Genomic DNA, 22,402 nt, shown 5'->3' with positions numbered 1-22,402 from the left:
TGTCTTGGTAAACCAGATGATGTCACTTCCCAGTGGCTGCGCCTACACCTTCACCCTCAAAAATTCGACTCCCAATCGACAGGAAATTACATCTTTGAGTGGTTGTGCAAGTGGCTCATTTAATAGCTGCTTGCGCAGGTGGTACCTGCGCTAGAGCCCTATTTTCTTTAAAACCGGAATGGACATGGACCACACCCTTTTGCTGCCCGCCGCCGGGGTGTTGCAGCCCTACACCTTGCGCGGCACGCCGCCATTGGCATCGGCCACCCGGCGCGGGCCGTTCAACCGCATTGCCTATTCCGCCGCCCACGTGGTGGCCGATCCGCGTGCCGCCATCGACCCCTGGCTGCAATGCACGGTGGACTGGGATGCCACCATCGCCTACCGCCAGCGCCTGTGGTCCCTGGGCCTGGGCGTGGCCGAGGCGATGGACACCGCGCAGCGCGGCATGGGGCTGGACTGGCCGACCTCGCTGGAGCTGATTCGCCGTTCGCTGGATGCCGCCCGCGATGTGCCCGGCGCGCTGGTGGCCTCGGGCTGCGGCACCGACCAGCTGGTGCTGGACGATGCGCGCACGGTGGACCAGGTGATTGCGGCTTATGAAGAACAGATGGCGGCGATCGAAAAGCTCGGCGGCAAGCTGGTCGTCATGGCCAGCCGCGCCCTGGCCCGCGTGGCCCAAAGCCCGGCCGACTACGAGCGCGTCTACGACCGCATCCTCCGCCAGGCCCGCCAGCCGGTGGTGCTGCACTGGCTGGGCGACATGTTCGACCCGGCGTTGAAGGGCTATTGGGGCAACTTTGATCTGGATGCGGCGATGGACACCGCGCTGGGCATCATCGCCGCGCACCCCGGCAAGGTCGATGGCATCAAGATTTCGCTGCTGGACAAAGACAAGGAAATCGCCATGCGCCGCCGCCTGCCCGCCTACGTGCGCATGTACACCGGCGACGATTTCAATTACGCCGAACTGATCGCCGGGGACGGCTTTGGCCCTGACCTAATGCACGGCCAGAGCGATGCGCTGCTGGGCATCTTCGACGCGATTGCCCCCGCCGCCAGCGCCGCCCTGAGCGCCCTGGCCCAGGGCGACACGGCGCAGTTCCACGCCATCCTCGGCCCCACCGTGCCGCTGTCGCGCCACATCTTTGCCGCGCCCACCCGCTACTACAAAACCGGCGTGGTCTTCATGGCCTGGCTGAACGGCCACCAGAGCCACTTCACGATGGTCGGCGGCCAGCAGAGCACGCGCTCGCTAGCGCATTTTGCCGAGCTGTTCCGCCTGGCCGATGCGGCCAACCTGCTGGAGCAGCCCGATCTGGCGGTGCACCGCATGCGCACCCTGCTGGCACTGCACGGGGTGGAGTAGGCATGCGCGACTTCTCCCAAGACCACCGCTGGCTGTCCCTCAACACCGCCACCGTGCGCAAGCAGTGGCCGCTGGACCGCATCATTGAGGAATGCGCCCGCCGTGGCATCCGCGCCATCAGCCCCTGGCGCGACCAGGTGGCCGCCGTGGGGCTGGACACCATTGCCCGGCAACTGCGCGACACCGGCATCGTGCTCTCGGGCTATTGCCGGGGCGGCTTCTTCCCGGCCGCCGATGCCGCAGGCCACCAGGCCGCGCTGCTGGACAACCGCCAAGCCATCGACGAGGCCACCACCCTGGGTGCCCCCTGCGTGGTGCTGGTGGTGGGCAGCCTGCCCGGTGCGCTGACCGGCCATGCCGCCTATACCGACATCGCCCGCGCCCGCAACGAGGTGTTCTACGGCATTGCCGCCACGCTGGAGTACGCCGCCCAAGTCGGTATGCCGCTGGCCATCGAGCCGCTGCACCCGATGCAGGCGGCTGAGCGGGCCTGCGTCAACACGCTAGAGCATGCGCTGGACATCTGCGACGCGCTGGACCCGCAGCAGACCGGCGCACTCGGCGTAGCTTTGGACATCTACCACGTCTGGTGGGACCCCAAGCTCCAGCAGCAGATCGCCCGCGCCGGTCGCCCACGCCTGCTGGCCTACCACGTGTGCGACTGGCTGCTGCCCACCCGCGACCTGCTCAACGACCGGGGCATGATGGGCGACGGCGTGGTCGAGTTGAAAAAAATCCGGGGCTGGGTGGAGGAGGCCGGTTACCAGGGCTACAGCGAGGTGGAGATTTTTTCCGACCAGGACTGGTGGCAGCGGCCCGGTGGCGAGGTGCTGGACACCTGCGTCAGCCGCCACCGCAGCGCGGTGTAGGCCAACACCCTGTTCACATTTGGTAGCCATTTTTCAGGGGTATAACCGTGGGAACCTGTCAACAGACAGCAGACTCTACCGTTGATGTACTACTAAAACTGGAATGGACACTATGGCACACACACTATTTTCCCTGCGCACCTCCGTCATCGCCTGCACCGTGGCCGCACTGGCCCTGGGCGGCTGCGCCAATATGAGCGAGACGCAAAAAGGCACGGCCACCGGCGCAGGCATTGGCGCACTGGCCGGCGTGCTGATCGGCGACAGCACCAAGGGCACCGCCATCGGTGCGGGTTTGGGCGCACTGGGCGGCTACGTCTGGTCCAAGCACATGCAGGATAAAAAAGCGGCGATGGAACAGGCCACCGCAGGAACCGGCGTGGCGGTCACGCAAACGGCGGACAACCAGCTCAAGCTGAACATCCCCAGCGACATTTCGTTTGATACCGGCCGGGCCAATATCAAGCCCAACCTGCGCCCCATCCTGGACCAGTTTGCCAACGGCCTGCAAAACCAGCCCAACACCGAAGTGCGCATCATCGGCCACACCGACAGCACCGGCAGCGATGCCATCAACAACCCCCTGTCGCTCGACCGTGCCGACAGTGCCCGCGACTATTTGGTGGCCCGAGGCGTGGATATGCGCCGCGTGGTGGTCGCCGGCCGGGGGGCGCGTGAGCCGGTGGCCGACAACAGCAGCGATGCCGGACGCGCCCGCAACCGCAGGGTTGAAATTTTCCTGGCCGAGCGAGCCCAGCAATAATTAATGGCATAAAAAAAGCCCGTGGAGTCCAGGACTCCACGGGCTTTTTTACGTTTGCGGCCTTACTCTGATTTGGTCACCAGATCAAAATGTTCCACCACCGGTGGGCTGGCAAAAAATGGCCCGACGATAGCGCGCCACTCGGCAAATGCCGGGCTTTCGCGGAAGCCGACGTTGTGGGCTTCAATGGAGGTCCAGAAGATTTGCAGCACGTAGCGCTCGGGGCTCTCAATGCCCTTGTTGACCTTGTAGCCCTCGCAGCCAGCGTTTTTGCTGATGACGGTTTCCAGGCCCCGCGTGATGGCCTCGTCAAAAGCCGCTTGCTGGCCGGGGTGGATACGGATGTCGGCGATTTCTAAAATCATGGGTGCCTCAATAGGGGTTATGACTCACGTCTAATGGCAAGAGTGTCTTCACCAGAAACACCGCAGAGCTGGCTTTGCCAGGCTGCTGGTGTTGCCCCCAGCAAGGGGGTTGGCGAAGACATGCGTACTCGGCTTTTCAAGCCGATTCCGGGGAAGTGCGTAGCCTGGGGGTGTTACAAGACTTCACTGGCGAAGTCGGCAAGCCTTGAGCGCTCGCCACGGGCCAGCATGATATGGCCGCTGTGGGGCCAGCCCTTGAACTTGTCCACCGCAAACGTCAGGCCGGAGGAGCCCTCGGTCAGGTACGGTGTGTCGATCTGTTGCAGGTTGCCCATGCAGACGATCTTGGTGCCGGGGCCTGCGCGGGTGATCAGCGTTTTCATCTGCTTGGGCGTCAGATTTTGTGCCTCGTCGATGATCACGTACTTGTTCAGGAAGGTGCGGCCGCGCATGAAGTTCATGCTCTTGATCTTGATGCGCGAGCGGATCAGCTCGTTGGTGGCCGAGCGGCCCCATTCGCCTGCGCTGGTCTCGGTTTTGGCCAGCACTTCCAGGTTGTCGTCCAGCGCGCCCATCCAGGGGCCCATCTTTTCTTCTTCAGTGCCGGGCAGGAAGCCGATGTCTTCACCGACGCTGACCGTGGCCCGCGTCATGATGATTTCGGTGTAACGGCGCTCGTCCAGCACCTGGGTCAAGCCCGCAGCCAGCGCCATCAGGGTTTTGCCGGTGCCCGCGTTGCCGGTCAGGGTGACGAAATCGACTTCCGGGTCGAGCAGCAGGTTCATCGCGAAGTTTTGTTCGCGGTTGCGGGTGGTGACGCCCCACACGGCGTGCTTCAGGTGGTTGTAGTCCTTCAGCGTCTTGAGCACCGCAGTTTTGGCGCGGATTTCGGTCACGCGGGCGTACAGATTGGGCTCGCCAGGAGACTCGAAATAGACAAACTGGTTGACCATCATCTCGGGCACGACGGGGCCGGAGATGCGGTAGAAGGTGTACAGGCCTTGCTGCCAGCTTTCCACGGTTTTGCCGTGCTTGGTCCAGAAGTCGGCAGGCAGGGCCAGCGCGCCGGAGTACAAGAACTCGCCGTCGTCCAGGGCTTTGTCGCTTTGGTAGTCCTCGGCGGCCAGGCCCAGGGCCCGGGCCTTGACGCGCATATTGATGTCTTTGGACACCAGCACCACTTCGCGGCCGGGGTGCAGCGGGCGCAGCGCCTCGACCACGCCCAGAATCTGGTTGTCGGCCTTGCCCTGGGGCAGGCTGCTGGGCAGGGTGTAGTCCAGCGTCTGGGTCTGGAAGAACAGCTTGCCGCCCGCTTCCAAGTGGCCGGTGGTGTCCAGCTTCAGGCCAATGGTGATGTCGGCCTCTTTGGCGCCTGCCAGCGCGTCCAGCGAGCGGCTGGTTTGGCGGGCGTTGCGGGCGACTTCGGTCATGCCCTTTTTGTTGCTGTCGAGCTCTTCGAGCACGATCATCGGCAGGAAGATGTCGTGCTCTTCAAAGCGGTACAGGCACATCGGGTCGTGCATCAGTACATTGGTGTCCAGCACAAACAACTTGGCCGGGCCGGTGATTTTTGGGGCTTTGCGTTTGGGCGCGGGTTCTTGCAGCAGGGCCGCATTGCGGTTGCGTGCTGGTGCCTCTGCGGGTTTGTCTACGCTGGAAGCCGTGGTTTTGGCGACCTCGGGTGCGGGCTTGGCGCGTTTGGGCTCCACCACGGGCTCCACGCTGCGGGCTTGCGGTTTCTCTTGCACCGCAGAGGCGTTGACGGCGGCTTTAGGTGCCTGGCGGGTCCCCGTTTTTTTGACGGGAATGGCTACCACGTCATAGGCTTCACGGGCCAAAGTGGCGGCGCGCTTGGTGGGGGCGGGAGGCAGTGGCATAGGGCGGGGGCTCGCTCGTTAAAAAAAGAAGTTCAAAAAGCGCAAAAGCCGCCAGGCAGGCCGGGCGGCTTTTGAAGGGGAAGCGTAGTGAAATTTACCAGCAACATGGATTCATTATGCATGAGCCCCATTGCGGTACTACGCGTTGACTGTGGGATGGGTTAAACCGCTTTTTTTAGGTCTTTGACGGCTTGCAGTACGTCATCCACATGGCCGGGAACCTTCAAACCGCGCCATTCGTTCTTCAAGATGCCGTCGGCACCGATGAGGAAAGTGCTGCGTTCGATGCCCTTGACCTTTTTGCCGTACATGATCTTGTTTTTGACCACGCCGAACATGTGGCACATTTTTTCTTCGGTGTCGGCGATGAGTTCAAACGGCAGCTCAAGCTTGGTTTTAAATTCATCGTGCGACCGCATGTTGTCGCGCGACACGCCGAACACGGTGGCACCGGCCTTGACGAATTCCTTGTGCTTGTCGCGGAACTGCATGGCTTCGGTGGTGCAGCCGGGGGTGTTGTCCTTGGGGTAAAAATACAAAACCACTACCTTGCCGAGGTGGGTGGTGTTGGAAACCTTGATGCCACCCGTGGCGTTGGCTTCAAATTCAGAGATGAGTTTATTGACAACGATCGCCATAGTGCTTGGGGTCTCTGCTTGGGGTCTAGTGGGGGAGTGGTCGTTAATAGTAGGAAGTGGCTAGGTAGAAGCGTTGTATCGCTACAAACTGCGTACTAATTAATTCACTGTGGCGTGACCACTGGCTGCTTCAAACTGCAACCCAAGATTTTACCCGGAAAACACCATTGACTCAGGCGGCTGGCTCCAGCAGCAAGGCCACCACCACGTGTCGACCCTCTTGGGCCAGGATGTTGTAAGTGCGGCAGGCGGCCTGGGTGTCCATGGTCTCGATGCCAATGCGCTGCGCCATCAGGGGTTTGAGCCACACCGGTTGCGGGAAGCGGATGCGGCTGCCGCTGCCAAAAATCACCAGCTCCGGGGCCATCGCGGCCAGTTGGGCAAAGTGCTCGGGGGTTAAATCTTCAAAGCGACCGCAGTTCCATTCCAGTCGCTCGCCGCGCGAGCCCACCACCACGCTGTGCAGTACTTTGTCAGCATTGATGCCCACCCAGCCTGGCCCGTAGCCGGTGATGGATTGCACGTCGAATTTGTCGGGTTGTAGCTTCATGGGATGGCATTGCAAATGTGGTCCAATTATAGGTTTTCACCTCTACGAGCCTGAGCCTACCGGGGACGCCATGAAGACTATCCAAAAATCCACCAAGTTAGCCAACGTGCTGTATGACATTCGTGGGCCCATCATGGACGCGGCGCGCCAGATGGAAGACGAGGGGCAGAAGATCATCAAGCTCAATCTGGGCAATTTGGCGGTTTTTGGCTTTGACGCACCCGAAGAGATTCAGCAGGACATGATCCGCAATCTGCCCAATTCGGCGGGCTACTCGGACAGCAAAGGTATTTTTGGTGCGCGCAAGGCGGTAATGCACTACACCCAGCAGCAGGGGATTGCCGGGGTCACGCTGGACGATATCTACCTGGGCAACGGCGCCAGCGAGCTGATCACGATGGCCACCAACGCCTTGCTGGACAACGGTGACGAACTGCTGCTGCCCATGCCCGACTATCCGCTATGGACGGCCTCCACGAGCCTCTCCGGCGGCACACCGGTGCACTACCTGTGTGACGAGTCCAACAACTGGATGCCCAACCTGGACGACATCCGCGCCAAGATCACCCCGCGCACCAAGGGCATTGTGGTGATCAATCCCAACAACCCCACGGGCGTGCTCTACAGCGATGCGCTGCTCCACGCCATTGTGGAGATTGCCCGTGAGCACGGGCTGGTGATTCTGGCCGACGAGGTCTACGACAAGGTGCTGTACGACGGCGTGCAGCACACCGCGCTGGCCAGCCTGTCTACCGACGTGCTGACGCTGACCTTCAACTCCCTGTCCAAAAGCTACCGTTCGTGTGGCTACCGGGCGGGCTGGATGGTGGTGTCGGGTAACAAAAAAGTGGCCGCCGACTACATCGAGGGCCTGAACATGCTCTCCAACATGAAGCTGTGCTCCAACGTGCCCGGCCAGTGGGCGATTCAAACCGCATTGGGCGGCCACCAGAGCATTGGCGAACTGGTAGGCGACGGCGGCCGGTTGCGCCGCCAGCGCGACCTGGCGTATGAGCTGATTACCGCCATTCCGGGGGTGACCTGCGTCAAGCCGCAGGCCGCGCTGTATATGTTTCCCCGGCTCGACCCGGCCGTGTACCCGATTGCCGACGACCGCCAGTTTTTTCTGGAGCTGCTGCGGGAAACCCGGGTCATGCTGGTGCAAGGCACAGGCTTCAACTGGCAAAAGCCAGACCACTTTCGCATCGTCTTTTTGCCCCACGAAGACGACTTGCGCGAAGCCATTGGCCGCATTGCCAAATTCTTAGAACACTATCGTAAACGTAGCAGCTAGTGCAGGTAGCACCTGCGCTAGAGCCATTATTTCTTTAAATATTTATATGAAACCCATCCAAGTAGGCATCCTCGGCATCGGCACCGTCGGCAGCGGCGTGTTCAACGTATTGCAACGCAACCAGCAAGAAATCATGCGCCGTGCCGGGCGTGGCATCGAGGTGGCTATGGTGTCGCGCCGCAACATCGCCGAGGCCCAGGCTTTGGTCGGCGACCGCGCCCAGGTGGTGGCCGACGCGCGCGCCATCGTGCAAAACCCGGCCATCGATATCGTGGTCGAACTCATTGGCGGCACCACGTTGGCCAAAGAGCTGGTGCTGGAAGCTATTGCCCAGGGCAAGCACGTGGTTACCGCCAACAAGGCCTTGCTGGCCGTACACGGTACCGAAATCTTTGCCGCTGCCCACGCCAAGGGCGTGATGGTGGCGTTTGAAGCGGCGGTGGCCGGTGGCATCCCCATCATCAAGGCGCTGCGCGAAGGCCTGACGGCCAACAGCATCCAGTGGGTGGCCGGCATCATCAACGGCACCACCAACTTCATCCTCAGCGAAATGCGCGACAAGGGCCTGGACTTTGGCGTGGTGCTCAAAGAAGCCCAGCGCCTGGGCTATGCCGAAGCCGACCCCACCTTCGACATCGAAGGCGTGGACGCAGCCCACAAGCTGACCCTGATGTCGGCCATTGCCTTCGGCATTCCGGTGCAGTTTGACAAGGCCTATATTGAAGGCATCACCCAGCTGGGCGCCGCCGACATCAAGTACGCCGAACAGCTCGGCTACCGCATCAAGCTGCTGGGCATTACCAAGCGCACGGACAAGGGCATTGAGCTGCGCGTACACCCCAGCCTGGTCCCCGCCAAGCGCCTGATCGCCAATGTGGAAGGTGCCATGAACGCGGTGATGGTGCAGGGAGATGCCGTGGGCACCACGCTGTACTACGGCAAGGGCGCGGGCAGCGAGCCCACCGCCAGCGCAGTGATCGCCGACCTGGTGGACATTGCCCGCCTGCACACCGCCGAACCCGCCCAGCGCGTGCCCTACCTGGCCTTCCAGCACCACGCTATGAGCGATGCCCCCGTGCTGCCGATGGGCGATGTGGTCACCAGCTACTACCTGCGTCTGCGCGTGGCCGACCAGGCCGGTGTGCTGGCCAAAGTGACCGGCCTGCTGGCCGCCGCCGACATCAGCATCGACGCGGTGTTGCAACGCGAAGCCGACGAAGTGGGCGGTGAGGGCGCCACCCAGACCGACGTGATCATCCTGACCCACGACTGCGTAGAGTCGCGCATGAACGCCGCCCTGGCGCAGATGCAGGCGCTGCCGACCGTGCTGGCGCCGATCACGCGGATTCGCAAAGAAGAGTTGGCTTAAAACTCCAGTCTTGACGTTGAAGGACACCATGCACTACCTCTCCACCCGTGGCGATGCCACCCCCCGCAAGTTCTGTGAAATCTTGCTTGAAGGCCTGGCCCCCGATGGCGGCCTGTACCTGCCCGCGCACTACCCGCAGGTCGATAGCGCCACGCTGTCCCGCTGGCGCACGGTCTACCACCAGCAGGGCTATGCCGAGCTGGCGTTTGAGATTTTGTCGCTGTACATCGACGACATTCCGGCCGACGACCTGCGCGCCCTGTGCGCCAAGACCTACACCGCCGAAGTGTTTGGCACCGGCGAGATCGTGCCGCTGCGGCATCTGGAAAACGGCGTGTTTCTGGAAGCCCTGTCCAACGGCCCCACGCTGGCCTTCAAAGACATGGCCATGCAGTTGCTGGGCAACCTGTTCGAGTACGAGCTGGCGCGGCGCGGTGAAGAGCTGAACATTCTGGGTGCCACCAGCGGCGACACCGGCAGCGCGGCCGAATACGCCATGCGCGGCAAGCAAGGCGTGCGGGTGTTTATGACCTCGCCGCAGGGCCGCATGAGCCCGTTTCAACAGGCGCAGATGTTCAGCCTGATGGATGCCAACATCATCAACATCGCCATCGAAGGCGTGTTCGACGACTGCCAGGACATCGTCAAGGCGGTGTCCAACGACCTGGATTTCAAGCGCAAATACAAAATCGGCACGGTCAATAGCATCAACTGGGCGCGGCTGCTGGCCCAGGTGGTTTATTACTTTGCGGGCTATATCCAGGCGACCGAAACCAACGACCAGAAGGTCAGCTTCTCTGTGCCTTCGGGCAACTTTGGCAACGTCTGCGCGGGCCACGTGGCGCGCATGATGGGCCTGCCGGTGGAGAAGCTGGTGGTGGCCACCAACGAGAACGATGTGCTCGATGAGTTCTTCCGCACCGGCGTGTACCGCGTGCGTGGCAGTGCGGATACGCATGAGACCTCTAGCCCGTCGATGGATATCTCCAAGGCTTCGAACTTCGAGCGTTTTGTGTTCGACCTGCTGGGCCGTGACGGTGCGCGCACCAAGGACTTGTTCAGCACCCAGCTGGCCACCCAGGGCTTCTTCGACCTGAGCGCCGACCCGGCTTTCCAGGAGGCCGCTGCCCGCTACGGTTTTGCCAGCGGCAAGAGCACCCACGCCGACCGGCTGGCCACCATCATTGACACCGATGCGCGCCACGGCATGGTGATTGACACGCATACCGCCGACGGCCTGAAGGTGGCGCTGGAGCACCTGCAACCCGGCATCCCGATGGTGGTGCTGGAGACGGCCCTGCCGATCAAGTTTGCAGCCACCATTGTGGAAGCGCTGGGCCGCGAACCCGACCGGCCTGCGCAGTTTGTCGGTATCGAAGCCCTGCCCAAGCGCGTGTTGAACATGGCTGCTGATGTGGCGTTGGTGAAAGCTTTGGTGGAAACCGTGTGTACGGCTTCTGCGCACTTCATCCTGCCAGCACAGGAATGAAATTTACCTCTAGCGCATATTCCACCTGCACAAGCAGCTATCAAAAATGTAGTGTTTTGCGGGCGGCCGCATGAAGGCCGTGGTTTTCGCCGGGTTCTCCGGTTCGGGCAAAACCACGCTGCTTGAGCAGCTGATTCCGCTGCTCAAGCAGCAGGGCCTGCGGGTTTCGGTGGCCAAGCATGCGCACCACCGGTTCGACATCGACCAGCCCGGCAAAGACAGTTGGCGGCACCGCCAGGCCGGGGCGCACGAGGTGGTGATTGCCTCTGACCTGCGGCTGGCCCTGGTGCGCGAATTTGAAGCGCCCGAGCGGCTGACGGTGCACGCGCTGATTGCCGAGCTCAACCCTCGCGTGGACTGGGTGCTGGTCGAAGGCTTCAAAACCAGCGACCTGCCGAAGATCGAAGTCTGGCGCGCCACGTCCGACCAGCCGGTGCAGTACCCCGATGACCCGCGCATTGTTGCCATCGCCACCGATTCCCCGCTGCCCAGTCCCACCCAGCTTCCGGTGCTCGACATCAACCAGCCCGCCGCCGTGGTGGCCTGGTTGCAGCAGCATGCCGAAATTTTTGAATACCAGGCTCCTGTATGACTCCCCGTGCTCCCTTGATCCCGCTGGACGACGCGCTGGCCACGCTGCTGGCCTACGCCGTGCCGCTGGCCGCTGTGGAATCGGTCAGTACCTTCGAGGCCGATGGCCGCGTGCTGGCGCAAGATGCCGTGTCCCCGCTGCAAGTGCCGTCGTTCGACAACAGCGCGATGGATGGTTATGCCATGCGCTCGGCGGATGTGGCCGATGCGGCTTTATCCGTCTCGCAACGCATCGCCGCAGGTGCTGCCCCCGAACCTTTGCAGCCCGGCACCTTGGCCCGCATCTTCACCGGTGCGCCCATGCCCTTAGGTGCCGACGCGGTGGTCATGCAGGAAGAATGCGCCGTGCAGCCCGATGGAACGGTGCGCGTACTGCGCCCGCCCCAGCCTGGCCAGTGCGTGCGCCGCGCCGGTGAGGATGTCGCGAAAAATGCTGTGGTGCTATCGAAAGGTGAGCGACTCACGCCCGCTGCTATTGCGCTGGCGGCCAGTATTGGCATGGATGCGCTGACCGTGGCGCGGCGCCCCCGCGTGGCCTTGTTTTCCACCGGTGACGAGCTGGTGATGCCCGGCGACGTGGCCCCGCAAGACATGCGCCCCGGCGCCATCTACAACTCCAACCGCTTCTTTTTGCGCGCCCTGTTGCAGCGCATGGGCTGCGTGGTCACCGACCTGGGCATCGTGCCCGACCAGCGCGATGCCACCGTGGACGCGCTGCGCACCGCCAGCCAGACACACGACCTGGTATTGACCAGCGGTGGTGTCTCGGTGGGCGAAGAAGACCATGTGAAGGCCGCCGTGCAGGCGCTGGGCAGCCTGCATCTGTGGCAACTGGCCATCAAGCCCGGCAAGCCGTTTGCTTATGGAACGGTAGGAGCCAGCCATTTCATCGGCCTGCCGGGCAACCCGGTGGCCAGTTTCGTTACCTTTTTGCTGCTGGTGCGGCCCTTTGTACTGCGCTTGCAAGGGGCCACGGCGGTGGAGCCGCCCGCGATGGCCTTGCCCGCGCACTTCGATTGGCCCCGTGCCGACAAGCGGCGCGAATTTTTGCGGGTGCGGCGCAATGCGGCGGGCGGGTTGGACCTGTTTGCCAACCAAAGCTCCGGCGTGCTTACCAGCGCCGCCTGGGCCGATGGCCTGGTGGACACCCAGCCCGGCCAGAGCATTGCCTGGGGCGATAAGGTGCGCTTCATCCCACTGGCGGAATTGCAAGCATGAGGCTGACGGTGAAGTATTTCGCCTCCATCCGCGAAGCTATGGGCACGGGGCAGGAGCTGGTGGAAACCACTGCCGCCACCGTGCAGGCGCTGCGCGACGAACTGGTGGCCCGTGGCGGTGCTTATGCCAGCAGCTTGGCCCCAAGCCGGGTGGTGCGGGTGGCGCTGAACCAGGTGATGGTGGATGCGCACGCCGCGCTGGAGGACGGCGCGGAAGTGGCATTTTTCCCGCCGGTGACGGGCGGCTAGCCCAAGTCCGCCAATTTCGAGTTGCGCAGCCGGCTCGGTGCCAGCGCCCCCGCTGAATCCAGAATCGGGTACGCAATCGAGCAGATGTGCGAGTTGATGCGTTTGAGCTCGCTGATCAGGTCGATGTGCAGTGAGCTGGTCTCGATGCTGGACAGGGTGTTGTCCGTCAGCCGCACCAGGTGCGAGCGTGCGTAGGCGTGTTGCAGGTCGCGGAAGCGGGCTTTTTCTTCCAGCAGCTTTTTCGCATCATGCACATTGCCGTTCAAAAACACACTCATCGACAGGCGCAGGTTGTCTACCAGGCGGGCGTGCAGTTCGGCGATCTCGGCCATGCCCGCTTCGGAGAAGTTGCGGCCGGGCTTGATCTTTTTGTCTTCCACGTCGATCAGCACGCGCTCGATGATGTCGCCGATCTGCTCCATGTTGATGGTGAAGCTGATGATGTCGGTCCAGCGGCGGCTTTCCTCCTCTGACAAGGCTTCGCGGGATATTTTGGTCAGGTAGTACTTGATGGCTGAGTACAGGCGGTCTACCGTGTCGTCGAGCTTGCGCAGGTCTTCGGCCAGGGCCAGATCGCTGTCTTTGATGACCGTCAGGATGCCCAGCATCATGGTCTCCACCACGTCGGCCTGGTGCAGTGCCTCGCGGGCCGCGCAGGAGATGGCCAGCGACGGGGTAGACAGGGCAGACGGGTCGAGGTGGTGCGGCCGCATCTGGGTGACAGCAGGCGGCGGCTTGGGCAGCAGCTTTTCCATCGCTTTGGCGACCCACTGCGTCAGCCCGATAAAGGCCACGCTCATGGACACGTTGAAGGCCAGATGGAACAGCACCACGCCGTGGGTGGCATCGGGCATGGACGGTTGCACGTAGCGCAGCCACAGGCCCACAAACGGGGCCACCATCACCACGCCCATCAGCTTGAAGACAAAATTGCCGACGGTGACCTGGCGTACCTCGGTGGCCGATTTGGCGGTGGTCAGCACCGCCAGCGCGCCGCTGCCCAGGTTGGCACCCAGCACCAGGCCCAGCGCCACGTCCATCTGGATCACATGCGATGCGGCCAGCGCGGCAATCAGCAGCACCACCGCCAGGCTGGAATAGGCCAACACCGCCAGCACCATGCCCAGGGTGATTTCCATCAGCACATCGCTGCTCACGGCGGCCAGCAAACCCTTCACAACAGGTGAGGCCAGCAGCGGCTCGGTGGCTTCCACCACCAGCCGCAGCGCCAGCAGCATCAGGCCCAGGCCGATCAGTACCCGGCCCATGCGTCCGGCGGTGCCGTCTTTGGTAGACAAGAACATCACCACGCCAATGAAGATGAACAGCGGCGACAGCCAGGACAGGTCGAACGAGAACAGCACCGACATCAGGCTGGTGCCGATGTCGGCCCCGCGCATCACCGCCAGCGCGGCGGGCAGGGTGATCAGGCCCTGGCCGACGAAGGCCGAGGTCATCAGCGAGGTGGCGGTGCTGGACTGCACCAAGGCGGTTACACCGATGCCCGAGAGCGCGGCGGTAAACCGGTTGCCCATGCTGTGCGCCAGGATCTGGCGCAGGTTGGCTCCGAATACACGCAGCACCCCGGTGCGGACCAGGTGGGTGCCCCAGACCAGCAGTGCAATGGCGGCTAATAAATTGAGTAAATGCTTCATAAGGTAAGCGCGCGACTATACGCCGGGCTTACGCTGTTAGATTCAATTTTTTAAGAAAAAAAGGCCGCTAACGCATATGCCACCTGCGCTGGTAGCTATTGTTTAAGTAGCGGCGTGCGCCTGCACTTCAGCAACTAATGCAGCCCCCAAAAAGGGGTATTGGGAATGTTTCTTGTCTCTTCGCGTGCAGGTTAGGGCGCAGCTTTCAATGTCTCCACCGAGGTAAAGGTTCGCAAGATGCCGCCTCCCGCCACGCTACCGGAGCTGCTGCCTTGGCCCATCATGCGCGCGCGGCAAGCTGCCTTGTCGTCTACCGGCAGGGGTTCGCAGCGGGACATCGCGTTGGCCTCCAGATCGGCCTTTGGTGTGGTTTTGCTGTGGTTTTTGTCCGCCTGCGCGTTACGCGCCTCTTCCAGGCAGGTGGCCAGGTTTTGCGGCGTTTGGCCACTGCGGCAAGACTGCACCTCTACCTTGTAATTGCCGGAGGCATCGATGGCGATTTGGGCGCTTGCAGCCGTCACCGCCAGCAGGGCGGCCATGCTGAAGGCCCAGTAGCCATAGGACGGACGGGATGAAAGGGGTGCAGGTGTTGTCATGTCAGTTTCCTTGAAAGAGTAGGAGTGGCATGAGTGTGGTGCTTGGCGTGTGCGCCCCCCGTCAGACGGCGCGACTGTGCCCAGGGGGCTTTGGCTTGCGGGTGCGTAGGCGGTGTCCTGCACGGGCCACGGGGCAGGGCCCTATGTACGGCAGCGCACAGACCGAGACGGCGTGCGCATCTACCGTGGCGGTATTCTGGCCACTCTCTCCAGACGCGGAATCCATTTTTTAACCGGAGAAACTATGTCCTACGCTACGTTGATGGTGCATTTGGAGTTGGGCCGTTCCAATGCGCAGTTGCTACAGATTACGGCGGACCTGGCCCAGCGCTTCCAGGCTGGGGTGATAGGTATTGCCGCCTGCCAGCCGCTACCGATGGTCTATGGAGACGGCTATATTTCGGGCGAGTTGCTGGAGCAGGACCGGGCGGAAATCGCCAAGGAGATGCAGCACACCGAGGCGCAGTTTCGCAGCGTGTTGCAGCCGCACGTGGAATGGCTGGCATGGCGGTCTACCCAGGGGTATGGATCGCTCAGCGACTACCTGGCGTGTGAAGCCCGCAGCGCCGATCTGTTCATTACCAGCATCCCCAGCGGCGATTTGTTCGATGCCACACGGGCGGTGAATATCGGCGATTTCATCATGCAGGTGGGGCGGCCCGTCTTGGTGGTGCCACCAGCGGTGGCGTCTTTGCAGCTGGACCGGATCGTCGTGGGCTGGCGAGACACGCCTGAATCCCGCCGTTCTATCTATGACGCATTACCGCTGCTGAAAAAATCGACCGATGTGACGGTGGTGGAGATTGCGTCGGCCTCCACGCTGGACGCGGCCCGGGCGCGGCTGGCCGACGTGGTGGCCTGGCTGCACCGGCACGGTGTGGTGGCGGAGCCGCTGGCGCCTCTGTCTACTGGCGATGATGCCGCCCAACTGGCGGGTATTGCCACGGAATACGGGGCCGATATCGTGGTTGCCGGGGCTTACGGCCACAGCCGCCTGCGCGAATGGGCGCTGGGCGGTGTCACGCGGTCGTTGCTGTCACAAACCCTGCGGGGTGTGCTGGTGTCGCATTGAGTGATCTGCCTCCTGGCCTGTATTTTCCGTTCAGGCCATCTGGCTAATCGTTTTGCGAAAGCGCGCCAGCGACATAAAAAACAAGACGGTGCCAATCACCAAAATGGCCAGCAACTGTGGCCACACCACGGCGATCCCCGCACCGCGAAACAGGATGGCCTGGCCGGCCATCACAAAGTGCGTGGTGGGTGCGGCCAGCATCGCGTCTTGCACAAACGCGGGCATGCTCTCCCGTGGCGTAGCGCCCCCGGACAGCATTTGCAGCGGTAGCAGCACCAGCACCAGCAGCATGCCGAACTGCGGCATGGACCGCGCCAGCGTGGCCAGAAAAATCCCCAGCGATGTGGCGGCAAACAGGTGCAAGCCTGCCGCCAGCATGAACAAGGCCACCGAACCCTGCACCGGCACACGCAGGGCCCCCTGCACCACCAACACCAGCGCCACCAGCGCGGCCACCAACACCACCGCCCCCATCGACCACACCTTGGCCAGCATGATCTCGATGGGCGTTACGGGCATGACCAGCAAATGCTCCAGCGTGCCGTGTTCCCGTTCGCGGATCAGGGCGGCACCGGTGAGGATGATGGACAGCATGGTCACGTTGTTGATGATTTCCATCAGCGACCCGAACCAGGCCTGCTCCAGATTCGGGTTGAAGCGCATGTGCAGCACCAGATCAACCGGCGGCACGGCGTTGCTGCGCACGCGCTGCACAAATGCATTCACCTCGCTGCCGATGATTTGCTGAATATAGCCATTGCCGGTAAAGGCCTGGCTCATCAGGGTGGCATCCACATTCAGCTGCAGTGCGGGGGCCTTGCCGGCCAGCACATCGCGCTGGAAATTGGGCGGAATGTCCAGCACAAAGGTGTATTGGCCGCCGTCCATGCTGGCATCCACCTCGGCCAGCGACACCATCACCGGGATCTTGAAATGCGGCGGATAAAAGCCCGACACGATGCGCGCCGACAGCGGCGAGCCGTCTTCGTCCACGATGGCAATGGGGGCGTTGTGCAAGCTCTCGGGCATGGCGGTAGCGGCCACGTAGATGGCGGCGGTGAACATGTAGACGATCAACGCCAGCATCATGGGGTCGCGCAGCAGGCTCCACAGCTCTTTCACGCCCAGGCGGTAAATATGGGAGATACGCATTCAGCGGGCCTGTTTTTTCAGCAACAGGATGGACAGGCCGACGATCACCGGCCCGGCCACCAGCAGGGGCCAGAACGCGCTGCCCAGATCGGACATGTCCAGAGCCTTGTTGAAGACCCCACGGCAAATCGTCAGGAAGTGCGTGGCCGGATAGATGTGGCCGATCCAGGCCCCCATGCCTTCCAGCGAAGACACCGGGTTCAGCAGGCCAGAAAACTGTATGCAGGGCAGCATGGTGCCAATCATGGTGACGAACATGGCGGCTATCTGGCTTTGGGTGAAGGTGGATGCCAGCAAGCCCAGGCCGGTGGAGCTGACCACGAAGGCCAGCGCCGCCAGCGCCAGCGTGCCGAAGCTGCCCTTGATGGGCACGCCAAACAAGGTTACGGCCAGCAGCGACATCAAAAAGAAATTGAACATGGCCAGCCCGATATAGGGCAGTTGCTTGCCCAGCAGAAATTCGCTGCGCGTGACCGGGGTGACATAGAGGTTGATGATGGAGCCCATCTCCTTTTCGCGCACCACCGAGAGCGCGGTCAACATGGCCGGAATCATCATCAGCAGCATGGGGATGATGGCGGGCACCATGGCGGGCAGGCTTTTTACGTCCGGGTTGTAGCGGTAGCGGGTCTCGATGCTGCTGGCCGCCGTGGGGGCCACGCCGAGCCGGTGCGTGGCCATCTCGACCAGCCACATCTGGTGCATGGCCTGCACATAGCCGCGCACCGTTTCAGCCCGTGCGGGCATGGCACCATCGACCCAGGCGCCCATTTCCACCGCCTTGCCGCGCGCGATGTCGCGGCCAAAGCCATGCGGTATTTCAATCGCCAGCGAGAGCTCGCCGCTGCGCATGCGCTGGTCCAGGTCGGCGTAGTCGGTAATCGGGGGCTTTTCGATGAAATAGCGCGAACCCGCCAGGTTCAGCGCATAGTTTTGGCTGAGCACCGACTGGTCCTGGTCCAGGATGGCGTAGGACAGGTTTTCTACGTCCAGGCTGATGCCGTAGCCCATGATGAACATTAGCAGGGCGGTGCCCAGCAAGGCCAGGGCCGCACGCACCGGGTCGCGTTGCAGCTCCAGGGATTCGCGCAAGCTGTAGCTCAGGGCCCGGCCCAGGCTGAAACGCCGTCTGCGCGGTGGCACAACAGATGGCGCGACTGCCGTAGTAGCAGGCGCGGACTCCACCGGTGCGGCGCTGGGCGAGGCTTCTTCCAGGTAGGCGATGAAGGCCTGCTCCAGATTTTGCGTGCCGCGTTGTTGCACCAGGCCGGTGGGGCTGTCGGTTACCAGCACCCGGCCTGCATGCATCAGCGAGATGCGGTCGCAGCGCTCGGCTTCGTTCATGAAGTGGGTGGAGATGAAAATCGTCACCAGGTCGTTGCGTGCCAGGTCGATCATCAGCTGCCAGAACATGTCGCGCGCAATCGGGTCCACGCCCGAGGTGGGCTCGTCCAGTATCAGTAGCTCGGGCTTGTGCACCATCGCCACCGCCAGCGACAGGCGCTGGCGTATGCCCAACGGCAGGCTTTCGGGCAGGCTGTCCAGCGTTTCGCGCAGTTGGAAGCGCTGCACCATTTCTTCCACCCGTGCCGGTATCTCTGCCTCGGACACCTGGAACAGCCGTGCGTGCAGCACCAGGTTTTGGCGCACCGTCAGCTCGTTGTACAGCGAGAAGGCCTGCGACATATAGCCGACCCGTTTGCGGGTGTCGATGTCTTTGGGGTCCACCTTGCGGCCAAACAGCAGGGCCTGGCCTTCGCTGGCGGGCAGCAGGCCGGTCAGCATCTTCATGGTGGTGGACTTGCCGCAGCCATTCGAACCAAGGAAGCCAAAGATCTCGCCGCGCCGGATGCGAAAGTCCACATGGTCCACCGCCAGAAAGTCGCCAAAGCGCATGCTCAGGCCCTTGGCCTCGATGGCGATGTCTGCCTGTGCTGCGTCGGCCAGCGGCGGCACCACGATGGCATGGTGTTCGCGCCGCTGCGCCTCGGGCAGCAGGGCGATGAAGGCCGCCTCCAATGTGTCGGTATGGGTGCGGGCGTGAAGCTCGGCGGGCGTGCCTTCGGCTAGGATCTGGCCCGCGTCCATCGCCACCAGCCAGTCAAAGCGGTCGGCCTCTTCCATGTAGGCGGTGGCCACCACCACGCTCATGCCCGGGCGTTGGGTGCGGATGTGGTCGATCAGGTCCCAAAACTGGCGGCGCGACAGTGGGTCCACGCCGGTGGTGGGTTCGTCCAGGATCAGCAGGTCCGGGTCGTGGATCAGGGCGCAGCACAAGCCCAGCTTTTGCTTCATGCCGCCCGACAGCTTGCCCGCCGGGCGCGACAAAAAGGCTTGCAGGCCGGTGCTCTGGGTCAGCGTGTCGATGCGGCGGCGGCGCTCGGCCGCGTTGTGGCCAAACAGGCGGCCAAAGAACTGCAGGTTTTCCTCCGCCGACAGGGTGGGGTAGAGGTTTTTGCCCAGGCCCTGCGGCATGTAGGCAATGCGCGGGCAGACGCTGTCGCGGTGCGGCTGGCGGGCCATGTCACCGCCCAGCACCATGACCTGGCCGTCCTGCACCGCTCGGGCCCCGGCCAGCAGCGACAGCAGGCTGGATTTGCCCACGCCGTCGGGCCCGATCAGGCCGACCATGCACGCCGCCGGAATGTGCAGCTGGATGTTGCGCAGCGCCTGCGTTTTTCCGTAGTGCAGGTTGACGCCTGCCAGGCTGGCGACCGCAGGCGCGGCAGGGGCACCTTTCATTGCGGAATCTTGATGGCCAGCTCCGCAGGCCAGCTAGCCTGTGGGTCGGTTTTGACCCAGGCCATGCCGGGCAGGCCGGTCTTCACCTGCTGCAAGTGCTTTTGCAACAGCGCCGGGTCGATCTGGGCCTTGACGCGGAACATCAGTTTTTGCCGTTCACTGGCGGTTTCCACCGTCTTGGGCGTGAACTGCGCGGTGCTGGCCACATACGACACCTTGGCGGGCACCACGTACTGGGGGGCGGCATCCAGCACCAGGTGGACATCGCTGCCCAGGGCCAGCCGTCCGGCGGTGGCTTCGGGCACAAAGAAAGTCATGTAAACGTCGGCCAGGTCCACCATGCTCAGCACCTTGCCGCCCGCACCCAGTACCTCGCCGGTCTGGGCGATGCGGTACTGCACGCGGCCTGCGCGGGGTGCGGTCAGGGTGCTGTCGGTGATGTCGGCCTGGATGCGCACCACGCTGGCATCGGCCGCGTGGATGGCAGACCGCGCGGCAGTCACCTGGGTATGGGCTGCGGCGATGGCCGCGCTGGCGGCCGCTACCTGGGCCTGGGATGCGTCTACCGCCGCCTGCACACTGCGCACCCGGGCACGGTCGTCGTCCAGCTCTTGCTCGGACGAAGCGCCTTCGCGGGCCAGTATCTGCGAGCGTTGGAAGCGCAGCTGTGCTGCCTCTAGCTCGCTGTGCCGCTGCGCCACCACGGCCTGTGCGGCCATGCGGTCGCTGGTGCGCACCGCCACCTGGGCCAGGGCGGTGTCCACCCCGGCCACGGCCTGTTGCTGGCGCGCGCGGGCTTCGTCGCGCTGGGCTTCCAGGGTTTGCACCTGCATATGGCCCAGTACCTGGCCGGCTTGTACAAAAGCGCCTTCGTCCACCAGGATGTCTTGCACCCGCCCGCCCAGTTTGGCGGCCACGTCGATCTCGGTGGCCTCGATGCGGCCATTGCTGCTGGTAAAGCCCTCGCCCGGGCCCTTGGGCTGCAGCATCTGCCAGGCCACCAGGCCCAGCACCCCCAAGGCGGCGACGATGGCGGCGGTGAGCAACCAAGGCTTCCATTTCTGGAGGAAGGACGGGGCCGGGGGCGGCGGGGCAGGCGCGGGGCTGGGGGTATTGGTCGTGTTCATGGGGGTGCGAGGAGTGTGGTGTGGGCGGCGGGCGTGGGCTCCAGGGCTCCACCGCCCAGGGCGGCGTACAGGCTGACCCGGCTGCCCAGCAGGGCGTGGCGGGTTTGCACCCACTGCTGTTGGGCCGCCAGCAGGTCGCGCTGTGCATCCAGCACTTCCAGGTAGGCGGCGGCGCCGTTGTCAAAGCGCATTTGCGACAGCCGTGCACGCTCGGCCTGGGTGGCCAATGCGCGGGTGGCGATGGCCGTCTGCTCGCCCAGCCAGTGCTGGGCCGAAAGCGCGTCAGACACATCGCGGAAGGCGGCCTGCACGGCTTTCTCGTACTGCACCACCGCCAGCGAACGGCGGGTTTCGGCCAGGTCCAGGTTGTTGCGGCGGCGGCCCATGTCAAATACCGGCAGCGAGATGCTGGGCGAGAAGCTCCAGGCCGGGCTGCCGGGCTGGAACAGGCCGTCCAGCTCTGCGCTGGCGGTGCCCCAGGAGCTGGTCAGCGCCACGCGTGGGAAAAAGGCGGCGCGGGCGGCTCCGATGTTGGCGTGGGCGGCCTTGAGCTGGTGCTCGGCGGCCAGCACGTCGGGGCGTTGCAGCAGCAGGTCGGACGGCAGACCGGCCCGCAGCGGCACACCGATGGTCTGTGCGTCTAGCGCGGCCAGGGTGGGCGGCAGCACTACGGGCGCGCCCACCAGCAGGCTCAGCGCCTGTAGCTGGGCGGCGCGGGCTTGTTCCAGTTGCACCCCCAGCGCCTGGGCCTGGCTGTACAGGGTTTCAACCTGGGTTAGGTTGAGGCGGGAGGTTGCACCCACCGCCACCCGGCGCTGGAAGATGCGCAGGCTCTCGGCGCGGCTGGCAATGGTTTGCTGGGCCAGCGTAATGCGCTCGCCCAGCTCGTGTACCGCCAGGTAGCCATTCGCCACCTGCGCGACCAGGGCCACGGTGGCGGCGCGGCGGGCCGCGTCGGTGGCCAGGTAGTTCTCCAGGGCGGCGTCTTGCAGGCTGTGCACGCGGCCCCAGAAGTCCAGCTCCCAGCTGGCCAGGCCCAGTGCCACCTGGAACTGGTTGCCGAGCAGGGGCTTGCCGGTAAAGCTCAGGTCGGCCGGGGTGCGCGAGCGCGTGCCAGCGGCCTGGGCGGTGATGCTGGGGAACTGGTCCGCACGCTGTATGCCGTACACGGCGCGGGCTTCTTCCACCCGCAGCAGGGCCGCGCGAAGGTCGCGGCTGTGGGCCAGCGCCTGGGCGATCAGGCTGCGCAGCGCCGGGTCGCTGAAGTAGCCGTTCCAGTCGGTGGCGGCGGCATTCGCGCCGTCTGCCGGGGCATCCGTTGTATAGCGCGCCGCCACGGGCAGCGCGGGTGCTGCATAGGGAGGGGCCATGGAGGCGCAGCCTGCCAGCAGCAGGGCGGCGACCAGCAGGGTACTATT

At 63.6% G+C, this 22,402-nt stretch carries 20 protein-coding genes; 10 read left to right on the top strand and 10 right to left on the bottom strand.

What is annotated here, in order from left to right; translation table 11 throughout:
• The first annotated feature begins 184 nt into the window (after positions 1–184).
• The 3 genes from AC0969_RS05470 (at position 185) to AC0969_RS05460 (ending at position 3,001) form a co-directional block, all read left to right on the top strand.
• A complete protein-coding gene (locus AC0969_RS05470; RefSeq protein WP_479623124.1) occupies positions 185–1,369 on the top strand; it encodes a dihydrodipicolinate synthase family protein in 1,185 nt (394 codons plus the stop codon).
• 2 nt (positions 1,370–1,371) lie between these two features.
• The gene (locus AC0969_RS05465; RefSeq protein ID WP_479623123.1) at positions 1,372–2,238 is read left to right on the top strand and encodes a sugar phosphate isomerase/epimerase family protein; all 867 of its coding nucleotides are present in this window, start codon (positions 1,372–1,374) and stop codon (positions 2,236–2,238) included.
• A 133-nt stretch (positions 2,239–2,371) separates the two neighbouring features.
• Entirely contained in the window at positions 2,372–3,001 is a 630-nt protein-coding gene (locus AC0969_RS05460) for a YiaD family glycine zipper/OmpA-like lipoprotein (RefSeq protein ID WP_479623131.1), read from the top strand.
• A gap of 62 nt (positions 3,002–3,063) precedes the next feature.
• On the opposite strand, the gene AC0969_RS05455 is transcribed toward AC0969_RS05460, so the two are convergent.
• The 4 genes from AC0969_RS05455 to AC0969_RS05440 form a co-directional block, all read right to left on the bottom strand.
• Positions 3,064–3,366: an antibiotic biosynthesis monooxygenase family protein gene (locus tag AC0969_RS05455; RefSeq protein WP_479623122.1), complete on the bottom strand. Its 303-nt coding sequence runs from the start codon at positions 3,364–3,366 to the stop codon at positions 3,064–3,066.
• Positions 3,367–3,539: 173 nt separating this feature from the next.
• On the bottom strand, positions 3,540–5,243 hold the full coding sequence (locus AC0969_RS05450; RefSeq protein ID WP_479623121.1) for a PhoH family protein: 1,704 nt from the start codon (positions 5,241–5,243) through the stop codon (positions 3,540–3,542).
• A 161-nt stretch (positions 5,244–5,404) separates the two neighbouring features.
• Positions 5,405–5,881, bottom strand: a complete 477-nt coding sequence (locus AC0969_RS05445) for a peroxiredoxin (RefSeq protein ID WP_479623120.1) — start codon at positions 5,879–5,881, stop codon at positions 5,405–5,407.
• A gap of 172 nt (positions 5,882–6,053) precedes the next feature.
• The gene (locus tag AC0969_RS05440) at positions 6,054–6,431 is read right to left on the bottom strand and encodes an Mth938-like domain-containing protein (RefSeq protein WP_479623119.1); all 378 of its coding nucleotides are present in this window, start codon (positions 6,429–6,431) and stop codon (positions 6,054–6,056) included.
• Between the two features lie 70 nt (positions 6,432–6,501).
• On the opposite strand from AC0969_RS05440, the gene AC0969_RS05435 reads away from it, so the two are divergent.
• The 6 genes from AC0969_RS05435 to moaD all read left to right on the top strand — a co-directional run bounded on the left by AC0969_RS05435 (position 6,502) and on the right by moaD (position 12,640).
• Positions 6,502–7,725, top strand: coding sequence for a pyridoxal phosphate-dependent aminotransferase (locus tag AC0969_RS05435; RefSeq protein ID WP_479623118.1), 1,224 nt, complete (start codon positions 6,502–6,504; stop codon positions 7,723–7,725).
• 46 nt (positions 7,726–7,771) lie between these two features.
• Entirely contained in the window at positions 7,772–9,094 is a 1,323-nt protein-coding gene (locus AC0969_RS05430) for a homoserine dehydrogenase (RefSeq protein WP_479623117.1), read from the top strand.
• A gap of 28 nt (positions 9,095–9,122) precedes the next feature.
• Positions 9,123–10,583 carry a threonine synthase gene (gene thrC / locus AC0969_RS05425; protein WP_479623116.1) on the top strand — a complete coding sequence of 487 codons (1,461 nt, stop codon included), beginning with the start codon at positions 9,123–9,125 and terminating at the stop codon, positions 10,581–10,583.
• A gap of 70 nt (positions 10,584–10,653) precedes the next feature.
• Complete coding sequence (mobB, locus tag AC0969_RS05420; RefSeq protein WP_479623115.1) at positions 10,654–11,175, top strand: molybdopterin-guanine dinucleotide biosynthesis protein B; 522 nt, start codon at positions 10,654–10,656, stop codon at positions 11,173–11,175.
• Positions 11,172–12,392 (top strand): molybdopterin molybdotransferase MoeA, encoded by a 1,221-nt coding sequence (locus tag AC0969_RS05415; RefSeq protein ID WP_479623114.1) that lies wholly within the window; start codon positions 11,172–11,174, stop codon positions 12,390–12,392. The genes mobB and AC0969_RS05415 overlap by 4 nt, the downstream gene beginning before the upstream one ends.
• Positions 12,389–12,640, top strand: a complete 252-nt coding sequence (gene moaD, locus AC0969_RS05410; RefSeq protein ID WP_479623113.1) for a molybdopterin converting factor subunit 1 — start codon at positions 12,389–12,391, stop codon at positions 12,638–12,640. Before AC0969_RS05415 ends, moaD begins: the two co-directional genes overlap by 4 nt.
• Here the strand turns inward: moaD and AC0969_RS05405 are convergent.
• Both AC0969_RS05405 and AC0969_RS05400 read right to left on the bottom strand, forming a co-directional pair.
• Entirely contained in the window at positions 12,637–14,295 is a 1,659-nt protein-coding gene (locus AC0969_RS05405) for a Na/Pi cotransporter family protein (protein ID WP_479623112.1), read from the bottom strand. The genes moaD and AC0969_RS05405 overlap by 4 nt on opposite strands.
• Before the next feature lie 191 nt (positions 14,296–14,486).
• The gene (locus AC0969_RS05400) at positions 14,487–14,891 is read right to left on the bottom strand and encodes a hypothetical protein (protein ID WP_479623111.1); all 405 of its coding nucleotides are present in this window, start codon (positions 14,889–14,891) and stop codon (positions 14,487–14,489) included.
• Positions 14,892–15,135: 244 nt separating this feature from the next.
• On the opposite strand from AC0969_RS05400, the gene AC0969_RS05395 reads away from it, so the two are divergent.
• Complete coding sequence (locus AC0969_RS05395) at positions 15,136–15,963, top strand: universal stress protein (RefSeq protein ID WP_479623110.1); 828 nt, start codon at positions 15,136–15,138, stop codon at positions 15,961–15,963.
• A gap of 30 nt (positions 15,964–15,993) precedes the next feature.
• Here AC0969_RS05395 and AC0969_RS05390 read toward each other — a convergent pair whose 3' ends face one another.
• Genes AC0969_RS05390 through AC0969_RS05375 form a run of 4 tightly spaced genes read right to left on the bottom strand, consistent with a single transcriptional unit; the run spans position 15,994 to position 22,354 of the window.
• A complete protein-coding gene (locus tag AC0969_RS05390; RefSeq protein WP_479623109.1) occupies positions 15,994–17,115 on the bottom strand; it encodes an ABC transporter permease in 1,122 nt (373 codons plus the stop codon).
• Positions 17,116–19,857, bottom strand: a complete 2,742-nt coding sequence (gene rbbA / locus AC0969_RS05385; RefSeq protein WP_479623108.1) for a ribosome-associated ATPase/putative transporter RbbA — start codon at positions 19,855–19,857, stop codon at positions 17,116–17,118.
• Positions 19,854–20,984 carry an HlyD family secretion protein gene (locus AC0969_RS05380; protein WP_479623107.1) on the bottom strand — a complete coding sequence of 377 codons (1,131 nt, stop codon included), beginning with the start codon at positions 20,982–20,984 and terminating at the stop codon, positions 19,854–19,856. Before AC0969_RS05380 ends, rbbA begins: the two co-directional genes overlap by 4 nt.
• Complete coding sequence (locus tag AC0969_RS05375) at positions 20,981–22,354, bottom strand: efflux transporter outer membrane subunit (RefSeq protein ID WP_479623130.1); 1,374 nt, start codon at positions 22,352–22,354, stop codon at positions 20,981–20,983. Before AC0969_RS05375 ends, AC0969_RS05380 begins: the two co-directional genes overlap by 4 nt.
• Positions 22,355–22,402: the final 48 nt, after the last annotated feature.

It is taken from the genome of Rhodoferax sp. LB1P47, from assembly GCF_056521445.1.
Note: the sequence above shows the minus strand (reverse complement) of the source record. Positions and strands in the feature narration are given on the sequence as shown.

What these genes read in the sequence shown, in the direction of transcription:
- AC0969_RS05465 (WP_479623123.1), top strand. Translation starts at nt 1,372, where the DNA reads ATGCGCGACTTCTCCCAAGACCACCGCTGGCTGTCCCTCAACACCGCC.
- AC0969_RS05440 (WP_479623119.1), bottom strand. Translation starts at nt 6,431, where the DNA reads ATGAAGCTACAACCCGACAAATTCGACGTGCAATCCATCACCGGCTAC.
- AC0969_RS05455 (WP_479623122.1), bottom strand. Translation starts at nt 3,366, where the DNA reads ATGATTTTAGAAATCGCCGACATCCGTATCCACCCCGGCCAGCAAGCG.
- mobB (WP_479623115.1), top strand. Translation starts at nt 10,654, where the DNA reads ATGAAGGCCGTGGTTTTCGCCGGGTTCTCCGGTTCGGGCAAAACCACG.
- AC0969_RS05445 (WP_479623120.1), bottom strand. Translation starts at nt 5,881, where the DNA reads ATGGCGATCGTTGTCAATAAACTCATCTCTGAATTTGAAGCCAACGCC.
- moaD (WP_479623113.1), top strand. Translation starts at nt 12,389, where the DNA reads ATGAGGCTGACGGTGAAGTATTTCGCCTCCATCCGCGAAGCTATGGGC.
- AC0969_RS05375 (WP_479623130.1), bottom strand. Translation starts at nt 22,354, where the DNA reads ATGGCCCCTCCCTATGCAGCACCCGCGCTGCCCGTGGCGGCGCGCTAT.
- AC0969_RS05395 (WP_479623110.1), top strand. Translation starts at nt 15,136, where the DNA reads ATGTCCTACGCTACGTTGATGGTGCATTTGGAGTTGGGCCGTTCCAAT.
- rbbA (WP_479623108.1), bottom strand. Translation starts at nt 19,857, where the DNA reads ATGAAAGGTGCCCCTGCCGCGCCTGCGGTCGCCAGCCTGGCAGGCGTC.
- AC0969_RS05415 (WP_479623114.1), top strand. Translation starts at nt 11,172, where the DNA reads ATGACTCCCCGTGCTCCCTTGATCCCGCTGGACGACGCGCTGGCCACG.
- AC0969_RS05390 (WP_479623109.1), bottom strand. Translation starts at nt 17,115, where the DNA reads ATGCGTATCTCCCATATTTACCGCCTGGGCGTGAAAGAGCTGTGGAGC.
- AC0969_RS05405 (WP_479623112.1), bottom strand. Translation starts at nt 14,295, where the DNA reads ATGAAGCATTTACTCAATTTATTAGCCGCCATTGCACTGCTGGTCTGG.
- AC0969_RS05470 (WP_479623124.1), top strand. Translation starts at nt 185, where the DNA reads ATGGACCACACCCTTTTGCTGCCCGCCGCCGGGGTGTTGCAGCCCTAC.
- AC0969_RS05380 (WP_479623107.1), bottom strand. Translation starts at nt 20,984, where the DNA reads ATGAACACGACCAATACCCCCAGCCCCGCGCCTGCCCCGCCGCCCCCG.
- AC0969_RS05435 (WP_479623118.1), top strand. Translation starts at nt 6,502, where the DNA reads ATGAAGACTATCCAAAAATCCACCAAGTTAGCCAACGTGCTGTATGAC.
- thrC (WP_479623116.1), top strand. Translation starts at nt 9,123, where the DNA reads ATGCACTACCTCTCCACCCGTGGCGATGCCACCCCCCGCAAGTTCTGT.
- AC0969_RS05400 (WP_479623111.1), bottom strand. Translation starts at nt 14,891, where the DNA reads ATGACAACACCTGCACCCCTTTCATCCCGTCCGTCCTATGGCTACTGG.
- AC0969_RS05450 (WP_479623121.1), bottom strand. Translation starts at nt 5,243, where the DNA reads ATGCCACTGCCTCCCGCCCCCACCAAGCGCGCCGCCACTTTGGCCCGT.
- AC0969_RS05430 (WP_479623117.1), top strand. Translation starts at nt 7,772, where the DNA reads ATGAAACCCATCCAAGTAGGCATCCTCGGCATCGGCACCGTCGGCAGC.